The sequence below is a fragment of the Actinoplanes sp. NPDC048988 genome (assembly GCF_043197815.1).
Classification (GTDB): domain Bacteria; phylum Actinomycetota; class Actinomycetes; order Mycobacteriales; family Micromonosporaceae; genus Actinoplanes.
Map to the genome: position 1 here is coordinate 107,604 of NZ_JBICTW010000025.1, position 25,780 is coordinate 133,383.

The 25,780-nt window shown below is 70.2% G+C and carries 24 protein-coding genes and 1 pseudogene; 16 read left to right on the forward strand and 9 right to left on the reverse strand.

Going from position 1 to position 25,780, the window contains the following annotated elements; all coding sequences use genetic code 11:
• Positions 1 to 112 precede the first annotated feature (112 nt).
• Positions 113 to 550 carry a hypothetical protein gene (locus tag ACGFJ7_RS43775; RefSeq protein WP_392648145.1) on the forward strand — a complete coding sequence of 146 codons (438 nt, stop codon included), beginning with the start codon at positions 113 to 115 and terminating at the stop codon, positions 548 to 550.
• A gap of 243 nt (positions 551 to 793) precedes the next feature.
• On the opposite strand, the gene ACGFJ7_RS43780 is transcribed toward ACGFJ7_RS43775, so the two are convergent.
• Entirely contained in the window at positions 794 to 2,188 is a 1,395-nt protein-coding gene (locus ACGFJ7_RS43780) for a PLP-dependent aminotransferase family protein (protein ID WP_360254204.1), read from the reverse strand.
• 64 nt (positions 2,189 to 2,252) lie between these two features.
• On the opposite strand from ACGFJ7_RS43780, the gene ACGFJ7_RS43785 reads away from it, so the two are divergent.
• From ACGFJ7_RS43785 to ACGFJ7_RS43805, 5 genes and pseudogenes are all read left to right on the forward strand, one after another.
• Positions 2,253 to 3,290 carry a pyridoxal phosphate-dependent aminotransferase gene (locus ACGFJ7_RS43785; protein WP_392648148.1) on the forward strand — a complete coding sequence of 346 codons (1,038 nt, stop codon included), beginning with the start codon at positions 2,253 to 2,255 and terminating at the stop codon, positions 3,288 to 3,290.
• A gap of 4 nt (positions 3,291 to 3,294) precedes the next feature.
• Positions 3,295 to 3,963 (forward strand): hypothetical protein, encoded by a 669-nt coding sequence (locus ACGFJ7_RS43790; RefSeq protein WP_392648150.1) that lies wholly within the window; start codon positions 3,295 to 3,297, stop codon positions 3,961 to 3,963.
• Positions 3,963 to 4,325: pseudogene (locus ACGFJ7_RS43795) on the forward strand (FAD-binding oxidoreductase); the annotation flags it as partial. The gene ACGFJ7_RS43790 and the pseudogene ACGFJ7_RS43795, both read left to right, overlap by 1 nt.
• A 292-nt stretch (positions 4,326 to 4,617) precedes the next feature.
• Positions 4,618 to 5,175: a BBE domain-containing protein gene (locus tag ACGFJ7_RS43800; RefSeq protein WP_392648153.1), complete on the forward strand. Its 558-nt coding sequence runs from the start codon at positions 4,618 to 4,620 to the stop codon at positions 5,173 to 5,175.
• A gap of 63 nt (positions 5,176 to 5,238) precedes the next feature.
• Entirely contained in the window at positions 5,239 to 6,492 is a 1,254-nt protein-coding gene (locus ACGFJ7_RS43805) for a hypothetical protein (protein ID WP_392648156.1), read from the forward strand.
• Between the two features lie 10 nt (positions 6,493 to 6,502).
• Here ACGFJ7_RS43805 and ACGFJ7_RS43810 read toward each other — a convergent pair whose 3' ends face one another.
• The 4 genes from ACGFJ7_RS43810 to ACGFJ7_RS43825 form a co-directional block, all read right to left on the reverse strand.
• Positions 6,503 to 6,907 (reverse strand): TIGR03618 family F420-dependent PPOX class oxidoreductase, encoded by a 405-nt coding sequence (locus ACGFJ7_RS43810; protein ID WP_360254214.1) that lies wholly within the window; start codon positions 6,905 to 6,907, stop codon positions 6,503 to 6,505.
• Positions 6,908 to 6,919: 12 nt separating this feature from the next.
• On the reverse strand, positions 6,920 to 8,332 hold the full coding sequence (locus ACGFJ7_RS43815) for a DUF2252 domain-containing protein (RefSeq protein ID WP_392648158.1): 1,413 nt from the start codon (positions 8,330 to 8,332) through the stop codon (positions 6,920 to 6,922).
• 95 nt (positions 8,333 to 8,427) lie between these two features.
• Positions 8,428 to 9,666, reverse strand: a complete 1,239-nt coding sequence (locus tag ACGFJ7_RS43820; protein ID WP_360254218.1) for a DUF1501 domain-containing protein — start codon at positions 9,664 to 9,666, stop codon at positions 8,428 to 8,430.
• A 5-nt stretch (positions 9,667 to 9,671) separates the two neighbouring features.
• Positions 9,672 to 11,183: a DUF1800 domain-containing protein gene (locus ACGFJ7_RS43825; RefSeq protein WP_360254220.1), complete on the reverse strand. Its 1,512-nt coding sequence runs from the start codon at positions 11,181 to 11,183 to the stop codon at positions 9,672 to 9,674.
• A gap of 115 nt (positions 11,184 to 11,298) precedes the next feature.
• On the opposite strand from ACGFJ7_RS43825, the gene ACGFJ7_RS43830 reads away from it, so the two are divergent.
• The gene (locus ACGFJ7_RS43830; protein ID WP_360254222.1) at positions 11,299 to 12,348 is read left to right on the forward strand and encodes an ROK family protein; all 1,050 of its coding nucleotides are present in this window, start codon (positions 11,299 to 11,301) and stop codon (positions 12,346 to 12,348) included.
• 7 nt (positions 12,349 to 12,355) lie between these two features.
• Here ACGFJ7_RS43830 and ACGFJ7_RS43835 read toward each other — a convergent pair whose 3' ends face one another.
• Positions 12,356 to 13,294 (reverse strand): hypothetical protein, encoded by a 939-nt coding sequence (locus tag ACGFJ7_RS43835; protein ID WP_360254224.1) that lies wholly within the window; start codon positions 13,292 to 13,294, stop codon positions 12,356 to 12,358.
• A gap of 23 nt (positions 13,295 to 13,317) precedes the next feature.
• On the opposite strand from ACGFJ7_RS43835, the gene ACGFJ7_RS43840 reads away from it, so the two are divergent.
• On the forward strand, positions 13,318 to 15,282 hold the full coding sequence (locus tag ACGFJ7_RS43840; RefSeq protein WP_392648163.1) for a PPC domain-containing protein: 1,965 nt from the start codon (positions 13,318 to 13,320) through the stop codon (positions 15,280 to 15,282).
• Positions 15,283 to 15,421: 139 nt separating this feature from the next.
• Here the strand turns inward: ACGFJ7_RS43840 and ACGFJ7_RS43845 are convergent, their stop codons facing one another.
• Positions 15,422 to 15,754 carry an STAS domain-containing protein gene (locus ACGFJ7_RS43845; RefSeq protein ID WP_360254228.1) on the reverse strand — a complete coding sequence of 111 codons (333 nt, stop codon included), beginning with the start codon at positions 15,752 to 15,754 and terminating at the stop codon, positions 15,422 to 15,424.
• A 97-nt stretch (positions 15,755 to 15,851) separates the two neighbouring features.
• Between ACGFJ7_RS43845 and ACGFJ7_RS43850 the strand changes: the two genes are divergently transcribed.
• The gene (locus ACGFJ7_RS43850) at positions 15,852 to 16,367 is read left to right on the forward strand and encodes a peroxiredoxin (protein WP_360254230.1); all 516 of its coding nucleotides are present in this window, start codon (positions 15,852 to 15,854) and stop codon (positions 16,365 to 16,367) included.
• Between the two features lie 87 nt (positions 16,368 to 16,454).
• Here ACGFJ7_RS43850 and zwf read toward each other — a convergent pair whose 3' ends face one another.
• Positions 16,455 to 17,948: a glucose-6-phosphate dehydrogenase gene (gene zwf / locus ACGFJ7_RS43855; RefSeq protein WP_360254232.1), complete on the reverse strand. Its 1,494-nt coding sequence runs from the start codon at positions 17,946 to 17,948 to the stop codon at positions 16,455 to 16,457.
• A 164-nt stretch (positions 17,949 to 18,112) separates the two neighbouring features.
• On the opposite strand from zwf, the gene ACGFJ7_RS43860 reads away from it, so the two are divergent.
• Complete coding sequence (locus ACGFJ7_RS43860; RefSeq protein ID WP_360254234.1) at positions 18,113 to 19,036, forward strand: exopolyphosphatase; 924 nt, start codon at positions 18,113 to 18,115, stop codon at positions 19,034 to 19,036.
• Between the two features lie 141 nt (positions 19,037 to 19,177).
• Here the strand turns inward: ACGFJ7_RS43860 and ACGFJ7_RS43865 are convergent, their stop codons facing one another.
• Positions 19,178 to 20,011: a DUF1775 domain-containing protein gene (locus ACGFJ7_RS43865; protein WP_392648168.1), complete on the reverse strand. Its 834-nt coding sequence runs from the start codon at positions 20,009 to 20,011 to the stop codon at positions 19,178 to 19,180.
• 81 nt (positions 20,012 to 20,092) lie between these two features.
• Between ACGFJ7_RS43865 and ACGFJ7_RS43870 the strand changes: the two genes are divergently transcribed.
• The 6 genes from ACGFJ7_RS43870 (at position 20,093) to ACGFJ7_RS43895 (ending at position 25,689) form a co-directional block, all read left to right on the forward strand.
• Positions 20,093 to 20,305: an RNA-binding S4 domain-containing protein gene (locus ACGFJ7_RS43870; protein ID WP_360254238.1), complete on the forward strand. Its 213-nt coding sequence runs from the start codon at positions 20,093 to 20,095 to the stop codon at positions 20,303 to 20,305.
• A gap of 135 nt (positions 20,306 to 20,440) precedes the next feature.
• Positions 20,441 to 21,808, forward strand: a complete 1,368-nt coding sequence (locus ACGFJ7_RS43875; RefSeq protein ID WP_360254240.1) for a sugar ABC transporter substrate-binding protein — start codon at positions 20,441 to 20,443, stop codon at positions 21,806 to 21,808.
• Positions 21,805 to 22,761: a sugar ABC transporter permease gene (locus tag ACGFJ7_RS43880; RefSeq protein ID WP_360254242.1), complete on the forward strand. Its 957-nt coding sequence runs from the start codon at positions 21,805 to 21,807 to the stop codon at positions 22,759 to 22,761. Before ACGFJ7_RS43875 ends, ACGFJ7_RS43880 begins: the two co-directional genes overlap by 4 nt.
• Complete coding sequence (locus ACGFJ7_RS43885) at positions 22,758 to 23,642, forward strand: carbohydrate ABC transporter permease (RefSeq protein WP_392648173.1); 885 nt, start codon at positions 22,758 to 22,760, stop codon at positions 23,640 to 23,642. Before ACGFJ7_RS43880 ends, ACGFJ7_RS43885 begins: the two co-directional genes overlap by 4 nt.
• Positions 23,643 to 23,812: 170 nt before the next feature.
• Complete coding sequence (locus tag ACGFJ7_RS43890; RefSeq protein WP_392648175.1) at positions 23,813 to 24,373, forward strand: hypothetical protein; 561 nt, start codon at positions 23,813 to 23,815, stop codon at positions 24,371 to 24,373.
• A gap of 305 nt (positions 24,374 to 24,678) precedes the next feature.
• Positions 24,679 to 25,689, forward strand: a complete 1,011-nt coding sequence (locus ACGFJ7_RS43895) for a hypothetical protein (protein WP_392648177.1) — start codon at positions 24,679 to 24,681, stop codon at positions 25,687 to 25,689.
• Positions 25,690 to 25,780: the final 91 nt, after the last annotated feature.

Genomic DNA, 25,780 nt, shown 5'->3' on the forward strand with positions numbered 1-25,780 from the left:
AGCCGCGGCACACCCGCTAGAAGTAGCGCGTTCCCGAGTCGGCCATCCAACACATTTCGCGCTGACTGTTATCGCCTTGACGCTCGCCCCGCCCCGGGCGGATGGTCGAAACGTGTCCGCCCTCGACCTGGGAAAGCTGGCCCTCATCGTCGCCGCCCCGACGCTGATCGGCGCCGCCGTGGCCTACGCCCCCCGCTGGTGCGGCGCCGTGGCGGACCGCTGGCGCACCATGCACCCCCTGCCGCCCCAGCCGATGGGCCCACCCATCGAACAGCTGGCCGCCGACCTGCGCCGCCTGCTACGCCTGCACAGCGACCTCACGGCCTCCGCCCACCTGGCCATGCGAGCCCACCGCCTCTGGGCGGTCGAGGCCGCGATAGCCACCCGCGCCGTCGAGGCGGCCCGAGCCCTGGACCTACCTCATCCCGAGCCCACCAATCCCGGCGCCCTGACCCGCCGCGAACTCCTGGACCTGCTCACCGCCCTGTCCACAGCCGGCCTGGTCCTCCCCTCGAAGGTGGGCCCCTTCACCTCCGACGGCCGTTTCTGACCAGCGAGCTCGTCGCACTCCTCTGGATGAACATGACGGCCCGCTCTCAGTTGAAGCATCGCTGGCACCGGGCCGGTGTTGTCAAAGCGGCGCTCGCCGTGGCGGGCGGATCCGCAGCCGGCATGGCGGCGCTGCCGGCGGCCATGGGGCAGCCCGAGCTCGACGGCGTCCCGGTGCGGATCGCGATTCCGGCGTTGATCGTCTCGGCTGTCCACGTCGGGAGCCGGTGGCGACGAGGCGACCTCAGACGGCCATCGCGGGTGGGTAGGGGGCCGGGCGCGGATCGTACGAGGACCAGGCCGCGGCCAGGCGGCGTACGGCTTCGGTCAGGTCTGCGGGGGACGCCAGGAAGTGCAGGCGCAGGTGACTCTGGCTGGCGCCGGACGGGTCCAGGCCCGGGCCCGGCAGGACGGCGACGCCGTGGCGTAGGGACTGCTGGGCGAAGGACCGGGCGTCGCCGTGGGGGAGCCTCACCCACAGGGTCTGGCCGCCCTCGACGGCGGGGGCGTGCCACGACGGCAACCACCGGGCCAGTTCGGCTCGTAAGTGGTCGTGGCGGGCCTTCCGGAGCTGGGCCGACCGGGCCAGCTCCGGTCCCAGGCGGGGGAGCAGGTGGGCCGCCGCCAGCTGGGCGGGGACGTTGCCGCCCAGGTCGAAGACCGTGCGCATGCGGGCCAGGCGGGCTATCAGCGGGGCCGGAGCCCGGACCCAGCCGACGCGCAGGCCGCCCCAGATCAGTTTGCTCAGGGAGCCGACGGTGATGATCTGGTCGTTGTGGGCGGCCAGCGGCGGGGGTGGCTCGTGGCCGGGGAAGCCCAGGTCGGCCAGGGCCTCGTCGTCGATCAGCGGGAAGCCGGCCCGGGCGGTGCGGTGGCGTTCTCCCGGCGGCAGGACGGCGCCCGTGGGGTTGTGGAAGGTGCTGATGACGTACGCCAAAGCGGGCTTGACCTTGGAAAATCCTCGCAGGTCGACCGGCAACGTCTGGAGGACCGCGGACTCCTCGCGGAACGCTTCCAGGGCGCCGAAGTAGGTGGGCGCCTGCACGAGCACCTGGTCGCCGGGGCGGATCAGGGCCTTGGCCAGCAGGGTCAACGCCTGCTGGCCGCCGGTGGTCACCATGATCTGGTCGGGGGTCGTGGGAAGGCCGCGGGTCCGGTACCGCTCGGCCAGCGCCTCCCGCAGGGCCGGGTGCCCGGTCGGGTGGTATCCGATGTCGCCCCTGATCGCGGCCAGGTCCGCCAGCGACGAGGCGTACGCGGTGAGCAGCGCCGGCGGGGGAGCGTCGGGGGCGGCGCAGGCCAGCATGAGGACGCCGTCGCGCGGCTCCAGCAGGTGCAGGAACGCCGGCACCTCGGTGGTGGGCTTCGCCGGACCGGCGGCGGGGCCGGCGACCCGGGTGCCGCTGCCCTGCCGGCGGACGATGCGGCCCTCGGCCACGAGCAGGTCGTAGGCGGCCACCACCGTGCTGCGGCCCACCGCCAGGGCCGACGCCAAGGCCCGGTCCGGTGGCAGCAGGGTGCCCGGCGGCAGTTCGCCGTCGGCGATGAGGGTGCGCAGCCGGGCGGCCAGCAGCAGGTAGAGCGCGCCGCGCCCGGACGCCCAGCGGCCCAGGCGCTCGACGATGCCGATTGGTTCCATCGACAGACCAATCTAGAGGCATTGGCCCTGCCTGGCGAGACCCCGGTTGGCGAGGATCGGTGCCATGAGCGCGATGACAGCCCTGATCGACAGCACGGTCCGGTACGACCTGGCCGAGAGCACCTGCCCGCCGCTGCGGCTCGGCGCGGACGACCTCGAAGGGCTGGCCGACGTCCCGCTCGGCTACGGCACCACCCGCGGTGACCGCGACCTGCGCGAGCTGATCGCGGCCGGTGCCGGCGTGACCGCCGACGACGTGCTGGTCACGGTCGGCGCCATCCACGCCATGTCACTGCTGCCGGCCGAGCACGTGCTGCTCGTCGGCCCCTGCTTCCCGCCCGCGCGGTCCGGGCCGGAGTCGCGCGGCGCCCGCGTCGATGTCGTCGACGCCCGCTTCGACGACGCGTACCGCCTGCCCGTGGACCGCGTCGAGGCCGCCCTGGACCCGCGCACCGACCTGGTCTCGCTTGCTTCACCCCAAAACCCTTCCGGTGTACGGGTGGACACCCGCGACCTGCAAGCTCTCGTCGATCTCGTGGCCCGCCGCGCCCCGCGCGCCCGCATCCTGGTCGACGAGACCTACCGCGAGTCCGTGTACGGCGACGCCGCCGTCCCGGACAGCGCCGCGTCCCTGTCCCCGAGGATCGTCACCTGCTCCTCGGTCTCCAAGGCCCACGGCGCTCCCGGCCTGCGCGTGGGCTGGCTGACCACCACCGACGCCGAGCTGTACGAGCGGGCCCGCGCGGCCAAGTTCGAGACCGCCATCGCCTGCTCCACCATCGACGAGCACCTGGCCACCCGGGTCCTGCGGCGCGGCACCACGAGCGGCCCGTTCCTGCGCGAGGCCCTGGACCTCCTGCTGGACTGGGCCGCCGCCCAGCCGGTCGAGATCGTCACCCCGGACGGCGGCCCCCTGTGCTGCCTGCGCCTGCCCGCCGGCCTGGACGTCGAGAAGTTCCACGCCCGGCTCCGCGAGACCGGGACGCGTGTTGCTCCGGGCGCCTGGTTCGGCGAGGATGACCGCATCGTCCGGGTCGGCTTCGGCCATCTCGGCCTGGCCGACCTCACCCAGGCGCTGTCCAACGTGGCGGGAGCACTCTGACGACATGGACCCCCGGCTTCGGAGCGCGGTCGACGCGAGTGTGGGCTGGTACGAGGATCTCTGCACCCTGCACGGGGTCGGCTCGGTCCTGTCCGACGGGCTCTGGAGCGCGCTCGATCCGCCGCCACCGCTGCACTCGGACGCGGTCGCCGTCGAGCCGGAGGTGACCGCCGACCGGGTCCTCGCCCGCCTCGAGGGCCGGGAACACGGCGGGGTCAAGGACAGCTTCGCGGCGATGGACCTTTCCGGCGCCGGCTTCGGCCTGCTGTTCTCGGCCACCTGGATTCACCGGGAAGCCGCCCGCCCGGCCGCGTCGTCCGAGTGGTCGGCGGTGACCACCGGTCCCGAACTGGCCGAGTGGACGAGCCACCACGACACCCGCGACGTCCTGCTGCCGCCGTTGCTGCGGCGCGCGCACTTCCGCATCCTGGCCCGCCGCGCCGGCGGTCACCTCGTGGCCGGCGCGGTCGCCCGCCTCGGCAGCGGCACGGTCGACGTGTCGAACGTGTACGCCGTCCCCGGTCATCACGTCGACTGGGCGGAGCTCGCCGCGGCCGTCGCCGTGTACTTCCCGGACCGCCCACTGGTCGGCTACGAGCGCGGCGAGCCCCTGACCGCCGCCCGGGACGGCGGCTTCACCCCCGTGGGCGAGCTGCGGGTCTGGGTCCGCTGATGGTGCTCGCCCGCTTCGCCGGCATCCGCCCGGCGGCGGTGGTGCGCTGTGCCACGCCGTCCGAGGTCGCCGCCGCGATCGCCCTGGCGCTGGGTCACCACCTTCCCTTGGCCGTACGCGGTGGCGGGCACTGCTTCGCCGGAAGGTCCAGCACCGACGGCGTGGTGATCGACGCGGCGATGACCGGTGTGCGGGTCGACGGCGACCGGGCCGTGATCGGCGGCGGCACGCTCCTGGCCGAGGTGGACGACGTGCTGGCCGCGCACGGCCGGACCCTGGCCGCCGGCTGCGGGCCCACGGTCGGCATCGCCGGACTGACCCTCGGCGGCGGTCTCGGCATCCTCGGCCGCCGGCACGGCTTGACCTGCGACAACCTGCTGGCCGCGACAGTGGTGCTGGCCGACGGCCGCACGGTCGAGGCCGACGGCGATCTGCTCTGGCTGCTCCGCGGCGGCGGCGCGCCCGGCGTGGTCACCTCGCTGACGTTCCGGACGGTGCCCGCCCCCCGACTCGACCGCCTTCCGGCTCACCTTCCCGGCGGCCGCCGCCGCGACCGTTCTCGGCGCCTGGCTGAGCCTGCTGCCGGACCTCGACGAGGCGGTCGCGCCGAGCCTGGTCGTCACCGCCCCGGCCGAACCGGACCGGGCGCTCACGGTGAGCGTCTTCGGCGCCGCACCCGATCACGCCACGGTGGACAGCCTGGTCCGGCGCCTCGGCGCGACCCCGGCGGCCGACGACCGGCGGCACGGCACCCACCGGACGACCAAGCGCTGGCTCGCCGGCGACGACGCTCCCGGCACCCGCCACGCGTACCCGCGCTCGGAGTTCTTCCGCTCCACCGTGCCGGCGGCCGAGTTGATCGCCCGCCTGGCCGGCGACCGGCGGCCGGGGGAGGAGCGGGAACTCGACTTCACGCCGTGGGCCGGCGCGTACAACCGCGTACCCGCCGGCGCCACGGCGTTCCCCCACCGCGACGCCCTCTTCCTGCTCAAGCAGACCGCCACGGTCGCCCCGGGCGACAACCCCGGCGAGTGGCTGGACGACTCGTACGAGCTGACCCACCCGTTCGGCACCGGTGGTGCCTACCCGAACTTCCCCGTACCCGGCCTGCCCGACGACGCGTACTACCTGGCCAACACCGGCCGGGTCCGGCGCCTGCGAGCCCACTACGACCCGTCGGGGGTGTTCAGCCGGCCCGGCCCGGCCCGGTGACCGTTGGCGCCATCACCTACCGTCGAGGCGACGGTGACTTTCCGGCACGGGAGAGGGGTTCGCGTGGCCAGGGTGCAGCGTCTGAGCCGGGACGACATAGGCGGTTCCGCCGTGTATGTCTTCGAGGGTGGCATCGCCCAGGATCACCGCACGACCCGAAGCGCGTTGACGTCCAAGATCCGTATGGGCTGCCTCTTCGGGAACCGGGTGCTCGTGCACGCGGGCAACCTCTTCGAAGAGGCCGCCATGTTCGAGGCCGTTCGACGGGACTCGCCCCTGCTCGCCCAGGGCAACATCGTTCCTCTGCTGACCGGAGACGCCCGGTCGCTGGCCGATTACGGAAGTTCGTGGGGTCAGAGGTTCGCCCGCCAGGACCCGGAGGTCCCCGTCTTCTACCAGGGGCTTCCCGTCACCCGGAAGCATCTGCGCGACATCGATGACCGTGTCGACTACTTCAAGGACGCCCAGCACCGGATCCTGACTGTGCAGCCCGGAGACCGGGACCGCTTCCTCGCCCACTTCCTCGCCAACGTCGAGCAGATCCTGGCCGCCGAGCCGGCTCTGGATCCCTCGATCAAGGAAGCGGTGCGGCGGCGAGCCGGTGCGCGGTCGTCGCCGCTGGGGCGCATTCGCTACGAGGTGGCGCGCCCACACTGGAACACGCCCGGAGTCGGAAAGATCGTCAGGCGGGTGGTCCGCCGCGTGAACGTCGCCTACTTCGGATCGAGCGCCCGGGAGTTCGGGACGTGGTTCTCCCTCAACGAGAACGCGTTCCGGGATCTCCGGGCGGCGCCCGCCAGGCGGCCCACCGTCGTCACGCCGTTCGTGGAGATGTCGGTGACGAGGGCGCTCGACATCCCGGCCGAGCGGATCATGGAGATTCGGGCGGAGCATTTCGCCGACATCGCGAACAGCCCCCAAGCGGTCCGCTTCCGTGCCTGGCTGGAACGGACACTGACCAAGGCCGGCCGGATGATCCTCGAGGACGCCGACCAGGCTGCACTGGAGCGCCTGCGCCAGCACGAAGTCGATGAGGCACTCCGGGACACCTTCGCCGAGGCGATAGCGAAGGCGGGCCGGCGTCGGCGCCGGCTCGAGGACGGTTGGGGCCAGTGGGGGATAGACGCCGGGCTCGTGGGCATCGGCGTGGCGACCGACTACTTCACCGGCGGGCTGGGAGATCTGGCCGGCGCCGGGGCCGGTGCGGCCGGCGGCATCGCCGCGTCTCAGGCGGTGAAGGCGCTGATTCAGCCCCGGGTGGCGCCGGTCGTCATGCTGCAGGCGAGGATTCGCCGGGCCGCCGACCGGCGCGACTGACGAGCGGGGCCTAGGCGGTGAAGCGGCTCGAACCCAGGATCTTCGTGATGTCGACCTCGATGACCACGCGCTGCGGGTTGGGCCGGGGAGTGCGGTAGCGGACCGCGTACCGCTTCTCGGCCTCGGTGACCGCGTCGGCGTCGTCGCGGACCACGGCCAGGCCCTCGACGGTGGTCCAGCGGGGGCCGTCGACCTGGCAGATGGCGACCCTGGTCTGGCCCGCGCGCACGTGCCGGACGTGGGCCGAGATCGACGACGAGATCACCCGGGCCAGGCCCGCGGCCGGGTCCAGGGTGGCGCCGACCGCCACCACATGGGGCGAGCCGTCGGCGCGCAGCGTGGTCAGCGTGCACAGGTGGCGCTCGGTCCAGAAGTCCAGCAGTTCCTGGTTGTCCAGGGAGACACGGCCGCTCAACGAATAACCCTCTCAGACTGTCTCGGCCGGGAGCCGGCCCTGTCGTACGGCGGTGGACAGCGCCGCGTGGTCGCTTTCCACCTGGTCGGCGTAGGCGCGGGAGAACCGGCACAGCGCCTCGGCCAGTTTGCCGCTGCCGCCGATGTACCCCGCGATCATCGAGGCGCCACTCGTGCGGGCGTGTGATTTCGCCAGCAGGTAGCCGCAGATGCCCGCGTAGTCGGCCAGCGCGCCGGCGTCGATGCCCTCGACGACGATGGCGCCCTTCATGTCGCGGAACTGGCGCACGTAGAACTGGGTGTCGCCGACCGTCGTCCAGCCGAGCAGCGGGTCCGACACGGTCTGCAGGGCCTGCTGGTATTCGACGACGCGCTGGCCCTGGTGGCGGTGCCAGGCCGAGTCGCCGTGCTGGTGGCGGGCGATCACCGAGCGGCGGGCCTGCTTGAGCTGGAGGAACACCACGTCGTCGGTGCTGCTTCCCTCGCAGAGGGCCACGTACGCCCGCAGGCCCACCGAGCCGACCCCGACCACCTTGTGCGCGATGTCGACGATGCGGTAACCGGCCAGGATGCGCGCCCAGTGCGGCGGCAGCGTGTTCAGGTAGCCGTCCAGCGCCTCCGCCAGCTGGTCACGTTCCTGGTCGCTGGGCCGGGTGATCAGCGGCGGCTCCTCGACCAGCCTGGCCGTGCCGTCGCGGCGCTCGGTGAAGCGGGGCAGCGCCCGGTCGCTGGTGCGGCGCCGGGCGCGGCGGGCCGCCCGTTCGATCTCGTCGCGGAAGCTGGCCCGGCTGGCCGCCGAGCGCAGCCGGTCGACGTCGAGCTGGTCGAAGGAGCGGGCCAGCAGCGGCTGCTCGGCCAGGTGGGCGATCTGCACCTGGTATTCCTCGACGCAGTGTTCGACCGCGTCGGCGCAGGCGCCCTCGCGGAAGCCGTTCTGCCGGCCGGCCACGTAGACGCTGACGGCGAGCCGGCGCAGATCCCACTCCCAGGCGCCCGGGTGGGCCTCGTCGAAGTCGTTGAGGTCGAAGACCAGTTCGCGTTCGGGCGACGCGTAGAAGCCGAAGTTGCCCAGGTGGGCGTCGCCGCAGATGACCGGGGTGATGCCGGTCGAGGGCAGGCCGGCGAAGTCGTCGGCCATCACGTTGGCCGAGCCGCGCAGGAACGCGTACGGCGAGGAGATCATCCGCCCGACGCGGACCGGGACGAGCCACGGCTGCCGGCCCTGGTTGGCCTCGATGATCTGCTGTACGGGGTCGGCCCGGCCGGGCGGCGGCGCCCAGAACGCCATCTCCGAGCGGTGCGCGCGTTCGCGCAGCGAGCGGCCCAGCTCGTACCGCTCGGCGCGCGGGCGCGCCTGCCGCCGCAGCGAGACGAAGCCGTCGTCCTGTCCCACGTCCACCACGACGTGCCCGTTACCCTGTTGCATCACGGGCCAGCCTAGAGGGACCGGGAATCGCACACTCACCCAGCACAACGCCTCCGAGCGACGGGAAAGTGACGGCCACCTGAACGTCCGTGGAATCAGCGCGCCGCGGCCAGCCCGAAGGATGACGGCGAGACGTCGGGGAAGACCGGGGACAGCGATCCGACGCCGCAGCGCTTCTGCAGGATCTCCCCGATCACCGCGCGATAGTCGGTGGTGGCGGCCAGGTCTCCGGCGACCAGCGCGTCCGGCGCCAGACCGGGCCACTTCGTGAAGACCTTTCCCCCTCGTACGCCGCCACCCAGCACCAGCATGGCGTTGCCGTGCCCGTGGTCGACGCCGTGCGAGCCGTTCTCGGCCACCCGGCGGCCGAACTCGCTGATCGTCAGCAGCGTCACCGACGCCATGCCCTCGGCCCCGAGGTCGGTGGCGAACGCGGCCAGGGCCAGGGCCAGCTCGTTGAGGTTGTCGTACATCCGCTGGCCCTTGACCCCGGTCCCCAGCCCCTCGTGCATGTCCCAGTCGCCGCAGTCGACGGTGGCCGTGGCCAGGCCCACCTTCGCCTTGATCAGGCGGGCCACGTCGCGCAGGGCCGTGCCCAGATCGGTCGCCGGATAGGTGGCCCCGTCGGCCGGCGTGTAGGTGGCGCCGCGCAGCGACGCCGTGGCGGCCAGCGCCTGGTCGGCCGCGAGGGCCGGGCCGCCCTGCAGCGCGGGCGCGTCGGCGTACATGGCCCGCAGCGCGGCCGCCCGCGGGCGCTTGGCCGAGTCACCGGCCAGCGTGAAGCCGTCGATGGAGGCCATCGAGACGTCGGGGCCCGGACCGGCGTACAGCCGATGCGGCATGGCATTGCCGAGCGAGACGCCGGCCAGCGGGCCGGCGGCGCCGGTGACGCCGAGCATCCGGTCGAGCCAGCCGGTGCGGATCGACGTGCCGGGCGCGGCGTTCTCCATCGCGTCCATGGCCGCGAAGTGCGAGCGGGTCGGGTTGGGCTGCCCGACGGCGTGCACCGCGGCCAGCTTGCCGCTCTGCCAGTGTGGCAGCAGCGGGGCCAGCGCGGGGCTCAGGCCGAAGGTGCCGTCGCCGGCGATGACCTGGCTTTTGGGTACGCCGATGGACGGCCGCGCCCGGTAGTAGTCGGCGTCGCCGATCGGCACGACGGCCGAGAGCCCGTCGAACCCGCCGCGCAGCGAGAGCACGACCAGCGTGTCGCCGGTGTAGCCGGGCGCGGCGTACGCCGTCGTGGTCGAGATCCCGGCCGCGGCCACGCCGGCCAGGGCGCCCCCGAGGACCGTACGGCGGCGTACTGGCGTCTCGCGGCAGTCGAACGAGAACATCGGCTTCACCTCAGCTGGAAGGACGGCGAGTCGAGGACCAGAGCGATCAGGTACGGCGCGTGGCCGGCCAGCGACTTGTCGGACGCGGTCAGAGGACTGGTCGGCAGCTTGCCCGCGACACTGAGCACGGCCGCCGTGTGCGGGGCCGGAAGCTTGGCCCCGGTCAGCCGTACGGCGAGCGCGTCGACCAGCGCCCCGTACGTCGCCGGCAGGGTCGGCACCAGGGACTTGAGCAGGTCGGCGGGACGGGTGAGCTGGCTGGGGTACCAGCCGGCGGCCAGGTTGAGGTGGTTGTTGCACTTGAGCAGGAAGCCGGACGGCGACGACCAGGCCGCGGCCACGTCGGGGTAGCCGTTGGGCGGGCTCCACCGGAACGGCGCGTTCCCGGCGTTGACGGTCGCGTTGTAGAGCGCGTCGAGCGCCTTGACCCCCGAGGCCTCCGGGCCGAGCCCGAGCACCCGGATCGAGGCGATCAGGTCCTCGAACGGGGTGCGGACCTTCGCCCCGGCCGCCGCCGCGAACTCGGGCGAGGTGAACAGGGCCCGCAGCACCGGCGTGATCGCCGTGTCGTTGTCGAGGTAGACCTTGACCAGCTTGGTGACCAGGGAGGCGGGCGCCTCGTCGGCCACGAAACGCTGGCACAGCTTGACGGCGAGGCGCTGCGCGGTGGCCGGGTGCCGGGCCAGGTGGTCGGCGAAGGCCAGGGCCGCCGCCTCGCCGCCGCCGGCGGTCGCGTTGGCGTGCGTGAAGCCGAGGATCTCGACCGGGCCGGTGACGTGCTTGGCGCCGTCGTAGACGTAGCCGCCGGACGCGTTCACCGTCAGGCCGGTCAGCAGACGGGCGCCGGCCTGCACGTCGGCCTCGGAGTAGATCAGGCCGACGGTGTGCAGCTCCATCAGCTCGCGGGCGTAGTTCTCGTTCGGGTGGGCCTTGGTCGAGCTGCGGTTGTCGAGGTAGGTGAGCATCGCCGGGTGGCGCATCGACGCCTTGAGCATGTCGGCGAACCGGCCGAAGGCGTGCTTGCGCAGCACCTGCGCGTCGTAGTCGCAGCGACTGTCCCAGACGCCGCTGGAGGGCGCGGTGATGTGCAGGTGGTTGGCCCAGAACGCGACGGTGCTCTCGAACAGCTGCCGCTCGCTCCACGCGGCGCGGGCCACGGCGGCCCGGCCGAGCTGCTTGAACGCGTCGTACGAGTGCTTGGCCAGCCTGGCCCGCACGGTCGCGACGGAGGCGCCGGCCAGCGGCAACCGGGCCAGCAGCCTGTCGCAGACGGCGTCGTCGATCTTCGAGGGGTTCAGCTGCCGGTCGAGCCAGCCGTCGAGGCCGAGCTTCCGCGCCTCGGCCAGCGTGGCCGGGGTGGGACCGAAGGTGGCGCGGCGCACGAGGTGCGCGATCTGGTCGTTGTTCAGCAGCGGGGTGGCGGGCGCGGCGGCGGCGGGCGCGGCGGCCGCGATCCCGGTGGCCGTGGCGACGGCGGTGGCGGCACCGGCGGCGAGGAGCGTGCGTCGGGTCGTCATGCCAGCACGTTCGACCCGTACGGCCGGCGACGTCGCGGCTGCAACCATGACTAACGCACCCGCAATCCGCTCGCACCTGTACCGCGCGGCGCGACTCGGACGTACGCTCAGGCCTGTGGATCAGGCTGAATCGGTACGCACCCCGTCCTCCTGGGTCGTCGTCGGTCTCGACAACGGCGGGACCTGCAACAACGCCACCGTGCTGGACGCCACGGGGCAGTATCTCGTCGATAGTCTGGTGGAGAACCCGAGTCTGGTGACCGAGGGCCCCGAGTCGGCCATCGAGGCGCTGGCCGAGGCCTTCCACAACATCCTCGAGCTGACCAGCACCCCGCTGACCCTGGTCCGCGCGGTCGGGCTGGACACGCCCGGCCCGGCCAGCGCCACCGGCGTGATCTCGTCCAAGGGCTCGACGAACTTCAATCAGAAGTCGTGGCACGGGTTCGACATCCGGGGCGCGCTCGAGGCCCGCATCGGCCTGCCCGTCTTCTACGCCAACGACGCGAACGCCGCCGCGCTGTACGCGCACTACCGGCTCTTCGGCGAGGAGGCGGCCACCAGGTCGTCGGTGGCGGCGATCGTCGGCACCGGCCTCGGCGGCGGCGTGGTCGAGAACGGCAAGGTGGTCAGCGGCGCGGCCGGCATGGCGGGCGAGCTCGGCCACGTGCAGATTCCGCTGCACGGCGTGCTCGAGGACGACCAGCCGGTGCCGATGTGCAACTGCGGCTTCGCCGGCGACGTCGAGAGCCTGGCCTCGCTGACCGGCATCAAGAAGAACCTGCTGCCGTACTGGCTGGCGAAGTTCCCCGACCACCCCCTGGCGGCCGAGCCCTTGCCCAAGGCGGCCAAGCTGCTGCGCGGCTACGGCGAGAAGGACGATCCGCTGGCCCTGGCGGTGTTCGGCCAGCAGGCCAAGGCGATCGGCAAGCTCTTCACGATCGCCGCCAACTTCACCGACCCCCACGCCTACCTGCTGGGCGGCGGCGTGGTGGAGGCCGCCCCGCGCTTCCGGCAGTGGTTCCTCAACGCCGTCCGTGAGAGCACCGAACTCCGCGCCGAGCAGCAGGCCGCCGCCACGTTCGCCCTCGTCGCCGACCTCGACATGGCCGGCGCCCGAGGCGCGGCCGTCGCCGCACTCGAGTCCGTACGGGCACAGGCTCTGTGAACGGGATTCAGGAGGCCAGAAGGTCGAAGTGGAAGCCGAGAAGGAAGAGGGCGAACGCCGCATAACGCAACGCGTGGCCGGGATTCGCGTTGTTGAGGGTCCACTCCGCCGACCTGCTGACTCCCATGACCGTCACCAGGTACAGGGACGTTGCCAGGCTGAGAACGATGATCAGAGCGCCGGCCAGGATTCCGAACAAGACCACACCGGCCACCAACGCGATGAGCGCACCCACGAGAAACAGGTAGTCGCTTCCCTCCTGGGACAGCAGGCCCTTCTGCCACCACGCCATGTCGTCGTAATCGGGCATACCGTGCTTCACGTACCCGACTACATAAACCGCGACACTGATCGACACGCATAGGAACCAGCCCACGCGAGGGACACGGATCAGGGCGATCGAAGCGGCTGTGGTCAACGAGGCCCAGAACGCGAAGGCCCGATCCCACTTCAGCACCGTGACCTGCATCCAGTAGAACGGCAGGGCGACACCGAAAAGCCACGCCGGTACAGCCGCCACCCACACCATCGCCGTCTGTGTCGAGGAGAACTGTCCGCGTACCCGGGATGGCAGGGCGCGCAGAGATGTGCGGCCCAGTCGTTCTTCGGCGCGCTGTCCGATTCCTCGCAGTCGTTCCGGTCCGGCAAGATCGAGGACAACGGTCAGGCCGGCCGCGAACTGCAGAATCTTTCCGAGCCGGCCCCACCACAGGATGCTGTAACCGCAGAGTGCCGCAGGATCCATCGGGTCACCGGAGCGCCACAACGCCACGGCGTCCCACCAGTCGCCCCAGAACTGGGTGACGCACATGCTTCTCACGTTACCGATGTGGCGACGGGGGCGAAGCGTCGCATAGGGGACACGTATGTTACGTACCATCGACACGCATAGATATTGATCGGCGTCTTCAGTAACGTCCTGAATGCCGGCCGTGGCGGGGGTCATGGCCGGGATGAAGGGGGAACTGAATGCGACGAAGCATCGCCGCCCTGTCCGCTACCGCGCTCGGCCTGGCGCTCATCACGCCGGGTGCGGCCGCGGCCCAAGCAGAACCGAACTCCGACGAGCTGTCCGCGGCCGACAAGGCGTCGCTCGCGGTCGGCATCGGGGTCGTGCCCAAGGCGCCCTACGGCTCGAAGCCCAAGGGCGTGAACCCGTACCTGGCCGAGGTGACCGACGCCGCCAAGGTCGACTACTCGGGGTGGGCCAACTACCTGAAGACCCAGTCGAAGAGCAAGCAGGCCCAGCGGGCCAAGTCCCTCGCCGCTTCCTCGGCCAAGGCCGCCACCCCGGCCGTGGTGGTCGACGAGGACGAGCTCGACGGCACGTCCGGCGGGAACGACATCCCGGTCAACGCCCAGCGCATCAACGGCTACGGCACGGGCTCCGGGCAGTACCCGAACATCCGCATCCTGGGCAGCCTCGACAACGAGACCGTGACCACGCCGACCGTGGCCGCCCCGCCCGAGGACAACGGCTCGATCCCGCTGGCCGGCGCCACCGGCATCGGCGCCGGGCGCAGCGGCGCGGTCATCGAGTCGCAGATCGGTGACGGCCCGCACGGCCGGCAGACCGGCGACGGCAGCAACGACTTCGACTTCTACAAGCTCAGCGCGCCGGCCGGGAAGGTGCTGACCATCACGACGGCCACCCCGACCGGGCCCCTGGACACCGTGCTCCAGCTGTTCGCCCCGGACGGCAAGGTGCTCGCCGTCAACGACGACTTCTCCGGGATCGACAGCCGGATCAGCTACCGGGTCACCACCGGCGGCGACTTCTACCTGGCCGTCTCCGCGTACGGCGGGCTGCCGGCCGACCCGTTCGACTCGGGCAGCGGCGGCGGGATCGGCGATCCCACGCCACCGACCGAGGGCCCGTACACGCTGACCCTGGCCTCGGGTGGCGTCGACCAGGACTTCTTCGCGGTCAAGCTGCGGGCCGGCGACGTCATCGGCAGCTCGGTGAAGGGCTCGGCCACCTATCTGACCGTGTACGACACCGTGCCGCGCGAGGTGCACGGCTCCGATCAGGACGCGTCGTACATCTACCCGGTCGACTCGCCGCTGCCGGCCGGCGGCAACGCGGTCACCGACTACGTGGCGACCAAGGCCGGCTGGCACTACATCGGCGTGGCCAACGGCTCCGGCGCGTACGACATCACGGTCGAGGCGTACCGGCCGGTGCTGCAGGGCGCCAAGCCGGTGCAGACGCTCTACCTGGACTTCGACGGCGCCCGGGTCAACACCGGCGTCTTCGGCGGTCCCGGCAACCGTGACCTGACCGCGTTCTCGGCCTTCCTGACCAGCTGGGGCCTGACCCGCGCCGACGAGGACGCGGTGATCGACGCCGTGGTCGCCGGGGTCACCGAGAACATCAAGACCGACCTCGAGCAGAGCGGCCTCAACAGCCGCTTCAAGATCAAGATCGCCAACAGCAAGGACAACGCCGACGTCTGGGGCAAGGCGAACGTGAGCCGGGTCGTGGTCGGCGGCACCATCGAGGAGTCCGGCGTCGACACGATCGGCATCGCGCAGAGCATCGACCCCGGCAACTTCGAGACCGAGGAAACGGCGCTCGTGCTGCTGGACGTGCTCAGCGCGCCCGCCGGCGACTCGCCGGCCTCGCTGAACACCTACCTCACGCCGCAGAGCGACCGGATCCGCTTCGTCGCCCAGGCGCTGAGCAACGTGATCTCGCACGAGGCCGGCCACTTCTTCGGCGACTTCCACACCGACAACCAGGACGCCGTCGCGAACCTGCAGGACGCGGGCGGCACCGGCTTCGCCACCCTGTTCGGCGTGGGCCCGGACGGCGTCGGCGGCACCGCCGACGACATCGACGTCGACTTCGGCGAGGACGCCTTCCTGCCGGCCGAGGGCTTCACCGGCACCGAGGACACCCTGGGCCGGATCGTCTTCGGCGTGACGAGTTAACACCCTTCCTCAGTGAGGAGCGCGTTGCCGCGCGGTTGAGTTCGGCCGGCGGGCGGCGTCGGCGAAGCCGCCGTCGTTCGTCGACCGAACTCGACCGCCTGAAGCGGCGCACGCGCGATCGAGCGCAGCAGCAGAGCCGCTACTCCTTGAGGGCGGCCTCCACGTCCGGGTACAACGCGAGGTAATCCGTCAGGCCCAGGGTGTCGAACAGGCGCCTCAGGAATCCGGACGGCGCGGCCAGGCGCACCCAGCCGTCCCGCTCGGAGGCGCGGGCGTGCGCGTTGACCAGCACGCCGACCCCCATGGAGTCACAGAAGTCGAGCCCGGCCACGTCGACCACGACCCGGGGCGAGGGCCGTTCGACGAGCCGGTTGAGGTTCGCCTTGAGAGCGGGCGCGGTGTCGATGTCGAGGGAACCGCGCAGGACGACAACGGCCGTGTTCGGGGGGTGGTGCGCGACCGAGACCTGCATGGGGGGTGTCGCTTTCGGTGGGGCTTCGATGGAAGTCTCAGCCTAGGGGAGGCGGGCCGCAATGGCCGAATCGACTACCGGGCAGTAGCTTGTTGCCATGGCAAACAAGGGTGATGTCGTCGACGACTTCGAGCTCCCCGACCAGGACGGCGTGCCACGCCGGCTGAGCGCTCTGCTCGCCGACGGCCCGGTGGTCCTCTTCTTCTATCCCGCCGCTCTCAGCACCGGCTGCACCGCCGAGGCCTGCAACTTCCGCGACCTCGCGGCCGAGTTCCGTTCGATAAACGCGCAGCGCGTGGGAATCAGCCGCGACAAAGTGGCGAAACAAAAGGAATTTTCGGACAAGTACGACTTCGACTACCCGTTGCTGAGCGACCCGGACAACACCGTGGCCGCGGCTCTGGGCGTCAAGCGCAAACTCCCACTAGGCCCGCTCAGCACGAAGCGGATGACCTTCGTGATCGACACGGATCGCACCATCATCGAGGTCATCCACTCCGAGACCAACATGAACGACCACGCTGTGCTCGCTTTGGCCGCGCTTCGCACGGCGGGAACTTCGCCCCGAAAGGCCGATGCCGAGGACACCGAAAACAGCCTCGGCTCCGCCTAGCCATTTTCGGCGCCCTCGACATCGACGGGCGAAGCTCGGTGCGTGGTACGCAGCGTCAAAAGTTCTATTTGTGCTTGATGTTGCCGGTCAGATGCTGTTCTTCCAGGCCCGGCCCGACCGGCCGATCAGGCGGTCGGCGTCAGCCGGGCCCCACGAGGCGGCCTCGTAGGTGGGGATCGGCGAGTGGTCGTTGGCCCAGTGCTCGATGATCGGGTCGACGACCCGCCACGACTGCTCGACCTCGTCGGCGCGGATGAACAGCGTGGAGTCGCCGACCAGGGCGTCGAGCAGCAGGCGCTCGTACGCCTCGGGGGACTCCTCGGCGAAGGTCTGCTCGTACGAGAAGTCCATGCTCGCCGTGCGGACCCGGAACGAGTGGCCCGGCACCTTGGCCCCGAAGCGCAGCGAGATGCCCTCGTTGGGCTGGATGCGCAGGATGAGCGCGTCGGCCTCGAGGTCGGTGAGCTGGTTGGCCGGGATCGGCAGGTGCGGGGGCCGCTGGAACTGCAGGGCCACCTCGGTCACGCGGGCCGGGAGCCGCTTGCCGGTGCGGACGTAGAACGGCACGCCGGCCCAGCGCCAGTTGTCGACGTTGAGCCGCATCGCCGCGTACGTCTCGGTGCGCGACAGCGGGTCGACGCCGGTCTCCTCGCGGTAACCGGCCATCAGTTCCTCGCGGGTGCCGCCGCGGGTGTACTGGCCGCGGACGGCCAGGTCGGCGATGTCGCGGTTGGTGGGGAGCCGGATCGCCTGGAGCAGTTTCGCCTTCTCGTTGCGCAGGCCCTCGGCCTCGAACGACGCGGGCGGCTCCATCAGGGCCAGGGCGAGCACCTGGAGCACGTGGTTCTGCACGATGTCGCGCATGGCGCCGGCGTGCTCGTAGAAGCCGCCGCGGGTGCCCACGCCGAGCGTCTCGGCCACCGTGATCTGCACGTGGTCGACCCAGGAGCGGTCCCAGATCGGCTGGAAGATGGAGTTGGCGAAGCGCAGGGCCAGCACGTTCTGGACGGTGTCCTTGCCCAGGTAGTGGTCGATGCGGAAGACCTGGTGCTCGTCGAACGCGCTGTGCACCACGCCGTCGAGCTCACGGGCGGTGGGCAGGTCGCGGCCGTACGGCTTCTCGATGACCAGCCGGGAGAAGGAGCCTTCGGGCGCGTGGTTGAGCCCCGCCCCGGCCAGCCCGTTGATCACCGGCTTGAACGCCTCGGCCGGCGTCGACAGGTAGAACAGGCGGTTACCGGCGGTGCCGCGGGTGGCGTCGAGCTCGTCGAGGGTCTCGGCCAGGCGCTTGTACGTCTCGGGGTCGTCGTAACCACCCGACACGTACCGGATGCCGCCGGCGAGCTGGGCCTTGTCGCTGAGCGTGCGGCCGTCGAGGGCGCTGGCGGCGAACTGCTCGTCCTCCATCGGCGTGCGGGCCACGCCGACCAGGGCGAACTCGCCGGGAAGGCGGTTGTGGCGCGCGAGGCTCTCCACGGCCGGGAGCAGCTTGCGCCGGGTCAGGTCGCCCGACGCACCGAAGATCACCAGCGTGGCGGGCGGAGCGCTGCGCTCCTGGATGAGCTGAGGGACGTTGTCCATGATTCTGCGTGTCCTTCGACCGTCGGGACCTTCCGGGAGAACCCTACGCAGAGTTGACCGCTCGCGGTTCAGATCCATCCCTCGATGCGACGCGGGATACAGCGACAAAGGTGGCAAAATGGGGTGAAGCATCCACCGAGGGGGATCCCGTGAAGTACCGGCTCGTGACCCGAAGCGATTTCGACGGCTTGGTCTGCGCGGTCCTGCTGCGCCACCTCGACATGATCGACGAGATCAAGTTCGTACATCCGAAAGACGTCCAGGACGGCGAGGTCGAGGTCACCGCCACCGACATCCTGACCAATCTGCCGTACGCGCCGGGCGCGCACATGGTCTTCGACCACCACCACTCCGAGACCCTGCGCAACGAGGGCAACCTCGCGAATCACGTGATCGACGCCGACGCGCCGTCGGCCGCCCGGGTCATCTACGAGCACTTCGGGGGCGCCCAGCGCTTCCCCAAGGTCTCCGACGACCTCATGCGCGCCGTCGACCAGGCCGACTCCGCCCACTACGAGCTCGACGACATCCTGCACCCCGAGGGCTGGACCCTGCTGAACTTCCTGATGGACAGCCGGACCGGGCTGGGGCGCTTCCGCGAGTTCCGGATCTCCAACTACCAGCTGATGATGCAGCTGATCGACGCCTGCATCGAGCACCAGGACGTCAACGAGATCCTGTCCCTGCCCGACGTGGCCGAGCGGGCCGAGCTGTTCCAGGCCCAGTACGACCTGTTCGTCGAGCAGCTGAAGCGGGTCAGTCACCTCGAGGGCGACGTGGTCGTGGTCGACCTGCGCGAGGAGGAGGTGATCCACGCCGGGAACCGGTTTATGGTGTACGCGCTGTTCCCGGAGTCGCGGGTCTCGATGCACATCATCTGGGGCCGGCAGAAGCTCAACACCGTCTTCGCCTGCGGCAAGTCGATCCTGGACCGCACCTCGCCGGTCGACGTGGGCGAGGTCATGCTGCGCTACGGCGGCGGCGGGCACGTGGCCGCCGGCACCTGCCAGGTGCCGCACGAGGACTCCGACCGGGTCCAGCGCGAGATCATCGACGCCTTGCGGAGCCCTCGAACCGTTTCAGTGTGACTCGAGGGGTGGGGTCGCAGACCCCACCCCTCGTCCGCGAGTCGCGAACCGTGCCCAACGGTCCCACTCGCCGGTCGTGCGCCGCGCCCCACGCGCGTCATCACGACGGTTTCCCGCGTCCACCATCGCGGGAGTCTCTTCTCAGCCTTTGAAGGCCCACTTGCTGGTGCCGGCCGTGACCGGCTCCTTCTCTTCCTCTTTCGCCTCTTCCCGCTCCGGCTCGTCGGACTCGTCGTCGTCCTGCTCGGCCCGGTGCCGGCCGCGGAACATCACGACCGCCCCGCCGAGCAGCACGAGGCCGGCCACGACCCAGCCGCCGATCGACCAGATCGACGGGCCGCGCTCGGCGTCGGCCACGGTCTGCGCGAAGAGCTGAGCCTCGGCGTCGCCGGTGGTGCCGGTCGCCGCCGTACCCCCGCCGTGCGCGTTGTGCCCGGCCGGGGCACCTCCGGTGCCCGGCGTCAGCGTCAGGTCGGCCGGCGGCATCGAGGGCCCGGGCTTCCCATTGCCGTACGTGGTCACGACCGTGAACCGCATCGACGACAGGGTGGGCAGCGGCCCGATGGCCACGCGGACATCGGTGCCCTGGCCGGGGGCGAGGTCCTTGCCGGGCATCGCGATCCAGGTGATCGAGGCGGCGGTCTCGGTGGCCTTGGTGTCGCCGTGGATGGTCGGCAACGGCGTCGAGAGGTCCCGCATCTCGATCTTCGGGCCCCAGTTGTCGACCGAGAGCGGGTAGACCTCCGCCACCGGGGTGTCGTCCGGCAGTTGCAGCTTGATCGTGTGGATCGGCTGGTCGCCGGTGTTGGTGACGTGGAAGGTCAGGTTCTCGCCCTCGCCCTGCGGCGCGGTGCTCGGGGAGACCGTCACGTCGGCCAGGGCGGGTGCCGCGATGAGTACGCCGAACAGCGCGGCGGCGGTGGGGACGCCCGCGCGGCGGGCCAGGTGGCGGTGTGTCAGGAGAAAGGGCCTCACGAGGGGTAGTTCGGATCACAAGCCGGAAAGGTTCAACGAGTCCGGCAAAGTTTTCGGTTCGGCGTGGACCATCATGAACGCATGCGTGACGTACCCATCGACGGCGACATGATCAGACTCGGACAATTCCTCAAGCTCGCGGACCTCATCGACACCGGGGGAGAGGGCAAGGTCCTCATCGCGTCGGGCGACGTGTCGGTCAACGGCGAGGTGGACACCCGCCGGGGCCGCCAGCTGCATCCGGGCGACGTCGTCTCCGTTCGGGGGGCCGAGGCGCGCGTGGCGTCGACATAGGACTACCGGTCAGGCGTTGATGCCCGTTTATCCAACGCAACGTGACGAAAGGTTGACATCGTGTCGATCTCAGGCATCTACTGAGGGCCGGTGTAACCGGCGTCACAGGGCGCCGGGCCTCGCTGAGGAGGCCCCATGTCCCGCAGGCATCCGCGCGCTCTGATCGCCGCGTCCGCCGCCTTTCTGCTCGCCCTGACCGGGTGCGCGGGCTGGGGCGGCGGGCCGGGCGGCGAAGGCCCGAACAGCATCAACGTCCTGATGGTGAACAACCCGCAGATGATCGATCTGCAGCGGCTCACCGCCGACAACTTCACCAGGCAGACCGGCATCAACGTCAACTTCACGGTGCTTCCGGAGAACGACGTCCGCGACAAGATCAGCCAGGAGTTCTCCAGTCAGGCCGGTCAGTACGACGTGGCCTCGCTCAGCAACTTCGAGATCCCGATCTACGCCAAGTCGAAGTGGATCGCCCCGCTCGACGACTACGTGGCCGCCGACACCGCCTTCAACCAGGCCGACATCCTCAAGCCGATGACGACCTCGCTGACCGCCGACGACGGCAAACTGTACGGCGAGCCCTTCTACGGCGAGTCGTCGTTCCTGATGTTCCGCAAGGACGTGCTCGAGTCGGCCGGCGTCCAGATGCCGTCCAACCCGACCTGGCGGCAGGTGGCCGACATCGCCGCCCAGGTCGACGGCGAACAGCCCGGCATGCGCGGCATCTGCCTGCGCGGCCAGCCCGGCTGGGGCCAGATCTTCGCCCCGCTCACCACGGTGGTCAACACGTTCGGCGGCACGTGGTTCGAGCAGGACTGGACGGCCAAGGTCGACGCACCCGAGTTCACCGAGGCCACCAAGTTCTACGTCGACCTCGTCCGGGCGCACGGCGAGAACGGCGCCCCGCAGGCCGGCTTCACCGAGTGCCTCAACAACCTGATCCAGGGCAACGTCGCCATGTGGTACGACGCCACGAGCGCCGCCGGCTCCCTCGAAGCCGACGACTCCCCGGTCAAAGGCAAGATCGGCTATGTGGCGGCCCCGGTCGAGAAGACCAAGTCGTCCGGCTGGCTGTACGCCTGGTCGTGGAGCATCCAGCAGGCCAGCGAGAAGAAGGACAACGCCTGGAAGTTCATCTCCTGGGCCTCCAGCAAGCAGTACGAGGAACTGGTCGGCCAGCAGGTCGGATGGTCCAGTGTCCCCGCCGGCAAGCGCGCCTCGACGTACGAGAACCAGGATTATCTGAAGGTGGCCTCGGCCTTCGCCGAGCCGACGAAGTCGGCCATCGAGAGCGCCGACCCCCGTAACCCCGGTGTGCAGCCGCGCCCGGCGATCGGCATCCAGTTCATCGACATCCCCGAGTTCACCGACCTGGGCACCCAGGTGTCGCAGTACGTGAGCTCGGCCATCGCCGGCCAGATGAGCGTCGAGGACGCGCTGAAACGCGGCCAGCGCCTGGCCGAGGACGTCTCCGAGCGCTACCAGTCACGGGAGGGAAAGCCATGACTTCCGTCGCCGAGAAGTCCCGCGTCGGCACCGAGGGCCCACCCCCGTCCGGCGTCGCCCGCCGCAGCTCGGCCTGGGCCCGCCGCGCCCCGCTGATGCCCGCCCTGATCTTCATGATCGTGGTGACCCAGTTGCCGTTCGTGGCCACCCTGGTCATCTCGTTCATGAACTGGAACGCCTACTACCCCGACGAGGTGGGCTTCGCCGGCTTCGACAACTTCGTGCGCGTCTTCACCGACGTCAACATGCGCGACGCGGTCTGGACGACGATTCTGCTGACGGCCGGAGTCGTACTCATCAGCCTGGTCCTGGGTCTCGGCATCGCCATCCTGCTGGATCGCAAGTTCCGGGGCCGGGGCGCGGTCCGCACGATGATGATCGCCCCGTTCCTGGTGGTGCCGGTGGCGGCGGCGCTGATCTGGAAGCACGCCCTCTACAACCCCGAGTACGGCCTGTTCAACGGCGCGCTGACCTGGATCTGGGGCCTGTTCGGCTCGGACAACCCGCCCCAGCCGGACTGGATCAGCAACATGCCACTGTGGGCGGTCATCTTCTCCCTGGTCTGGCAGTGGACCCCGTTCATGATGCTGATCCTGCTGGCCGGCCTGCAGGGCCGCCCGCTCGACGTGATCGAGGCGGCCCGCATCGACGGCGCCAACAACTGGCAGATCTTCCGCAGCATGACCCTGCCCCACCTGCGGCAGTACCTGGAACTGGGCGCGCTGCTGGGCTCGATCTACATCGTCCAGAACTTCGACGCCGTCTTCACCATCACGTCCGGCGGCCTCGGCACGGCCAACCTGCCGTACACGATCTATCAGATCTTCTACCAGGCCCACGACTACGGCCGCGCCTCGGCGGCCGCGGTCATCGTCGTGATCGGCACCATCATCATCGCGACGTTCGCCCTGCGTACGGTCTCGTCGCTCTTCAAGCAGGAGGCAGGCCGATGAGCATCACGGAGACCGCACCTGTTCCCGCCACCCGCGACGAACGGGGCCGCCCGGTCAAGAAGCGCAAGGAGGGCGCCAACATCTGGCTCTCCCTGCTGGCCTGGGTGGTCGGCATCCTGTTCGTACTGCCGGTCGTCTGGATGGTCCTGACCTCGTTCCACTCCGAGGCCAACGCCGCCCAGAACCCGCCCGCGGTCTTCGCGCCGCTCACCTGGGAGGGCTACCGCGAGTTCTTCTCCGGCGGCGCCAGCCCGTGGCCGCCGCTGCTGAACTCGATGACCGCCAGCATCATCTCCACGGCCCTGGTGCTGCTGCTGTCCCTGCCGGCCGCGTACGCGCTGAGCATCAAGCCGGTGAAGAAGTGGACCGACGTCCTGTTCTTCTTCCTCTCCACCAAGATGCTCCCGGTAGTCGCCGGCCTGCTCCCGCTGTACTTGTTCGCCCAGTACAGCGGCCTGCTGGACAACATCTGGCTGCTGATCCTCTTCTACACGTCGATGAACCTGCCGATCGCCGTCTGGATGATGCGCTCGTTCCTCTCCGAGGTTCCGGTGGAAATGCTCGAGGCGGCCTCGATGGACGGCGCCGGCCTGACAAAGACTTTGCGCTCGGTCATCGCCCCCGTGGTCACCCCCGGCATCGCCGCCACCGCGCTGATCTGCTTCATCTTCAGCTGGAACGAGCTCCTGTTCGCCCGAGTCCTGACGGCCACGGTCGCGGAGACCGCCCCCGTCTTCCTCACCTCGTTCGTCACCAGTCAGGGGCTGTTCCTGGCCCAGCTGTGCGCCGCCGCCTTCGTGGTCTCCCTGCCAGTCCTGATCGCCGGTTTCGCCGCCCAGGACAAGCTGGTCCAGGGCCTCTCCCTCGGCTCGGTGAAGTAAAGCCTTCTCTCCGCCCCCGAATAAAGGTGGCCGGCCCGCGACAGCGGACCGGCCACCCGGGGCCGGCTCGTGACGCTGCTCGACGCTTCCAAGGACGGCATACGGGAAGCCGCCGCCCGGCGCCGGAACCCCGGCCGTGCGACCGCGCCCCGAGCCGCAACCTGCCGCCAATGCGGCTTCATGTCTTCGCCGACCTGGATCGACCAACCATTTTGCGGCAGAATGCAGCGATGCAATTCACTGAACAGTTTGCCGGAACGGCTGCCCAGACTATCCCCGTCTTGGCGTTCGCCGCCTCCTTGGAACTCGGATCGCATCGTCGGGTAATGAAGTCCTTCCTGGATCAGGTAAGCGCCCCTGACCTAGATGAAAAAAGGTTGCGATCAATAGCTGGGAAGCTTCTCGCGTCGCAAATTCTGACGCTGCTTTATGTGATAATAATGGTCACGTCCATCCTTTCGGAGCTGGCCTGTATCGACGTCTTGACAAAACGGGATGACACGATTGTCGGACTGAAGTTCGTAGTCACCTCGATGGGCCTCTCGTTCGCGCTCTTGATTCTCATTCCGCTCATTTCTTTGATCATCGATCAATCGGTCTGGCAGGCATCCTCGATGCGATCCTTCCTGCGCCTTCGCCGCGCGGCCAACGCAAGAGTTTCATCCGGTGAACCGAAGCCGGCGACTTCCTCCGACTCCAGCGATGCCATTGGTGGAGAAGCGGCCAGCTGACTTCTCGCGCGCTAAGACTTGCTCTGATCGGGTGCGGCGGCATGAACTGGCATGGAAGGCCATTGTGCCGCGTGGCAACCCTTAGCGGGGCATGGGCTTCGTACTCGTGATGCACAGGCGGTAAATGATTTGCATGAGGTTTCCTGGTTTCGGCAGGAAGGTGGCGGCGGAGTTCGAGTAAGCCGACACCACTTCCACGACGAAGTGTCGGCGCTGCAGGCCGAGTGGCCTTTGTCTTCCGAAAGACCATCGTTGTGGCGCGGCAGTTGGCATGATCTGAGGGCGCCGCGACAACGGGGGAACGGATGCTGGTCGAGGTGCTGCTGGACGCGCCTGTTCATGTTCACCACGGGTTCCTGCCCCTGGGGGAGAGCGAATTCGTTCCGGAGGGCGCCGCCCGCGGCCAGGTCAACGGGCTGTGCGGGGCCGCGGTGCCCGGCGTGCTGCTCATGCACACCGGGCTGCACACGGGCGAGGTGCAGGTGCGGATCGAGCTGTACGCGGCCGAGCCGCCGCTCGGCGACGAGTGGCGCGACGTCGTGGAGGTCCTGTACACGACGACGGCCCTCGGCGGTCTTGACTCGTCCGCGGGGACGATCGATCTGCCGCCCGGGGTCTACCGGGCGCGCTACTGCGCCGCCGACATGCGGCGCGACCGGGACGTGGAGGAGCCCGGCGGGCGCTACCTGCTCCAGTTCTGGCCGGCGACCGGCGTCGACCGGATCGTGCGGCAGAGTAGTGAGTACGCCGCGTACTGGCACCGCGAAGGACCCGAGCCCGCCCTGACCCGCGACGAGCTGGCCGGCCGGGTCGCGGACCTGCGCCGGTGCCGGGCCGAGCGGCAGGCCGAGGAGACCGAGGAGGAACTCGCCGAGACCTGGGAAGGCGACGTTCCCGACGATCCGCGCCTGCGCGAGGCCGGCTGGTACGCGGCGTCGCTGTGGCGGCTCGACCCCGCCCTCGTCGAGGCGCTGGCCGAGGCCGGCGACCGGCAGAGGCGTGCCGTCACCGCGTGGGCGGTCGAACGCGTCCTCGACGACGCGCAGCTGATGACGCAGCCGTGGGCCGGCCCGTCGCTCGCCGCGCTGCGCGAGGGCGCGCCACTCGACACCGGGAAGATCCGCGGGACGTTGCCACCCATGCCGATGGAGGAACACGACCTGGCCGCCGCCCAGAACCTGGCGGCCGACGTCCTGCTCAACGCATCCGTCGGCCTGAACACCCTGGGCGACGCCTGCGAAGCGGTCATGGAGGCCGTCTACCGAAGCCCTACTCCAGAGCCCGTACTGTCCGGCGCCCGCCGCCTCCTGGACTAGGTGTTCTGACCCGTGAGGTTGGGGACGCGGCTGGCGGGTGGTTGGCCGCCGAGTGCGGTGTGTCCGCGGTGATGATTGTAGGAGTGCAGCC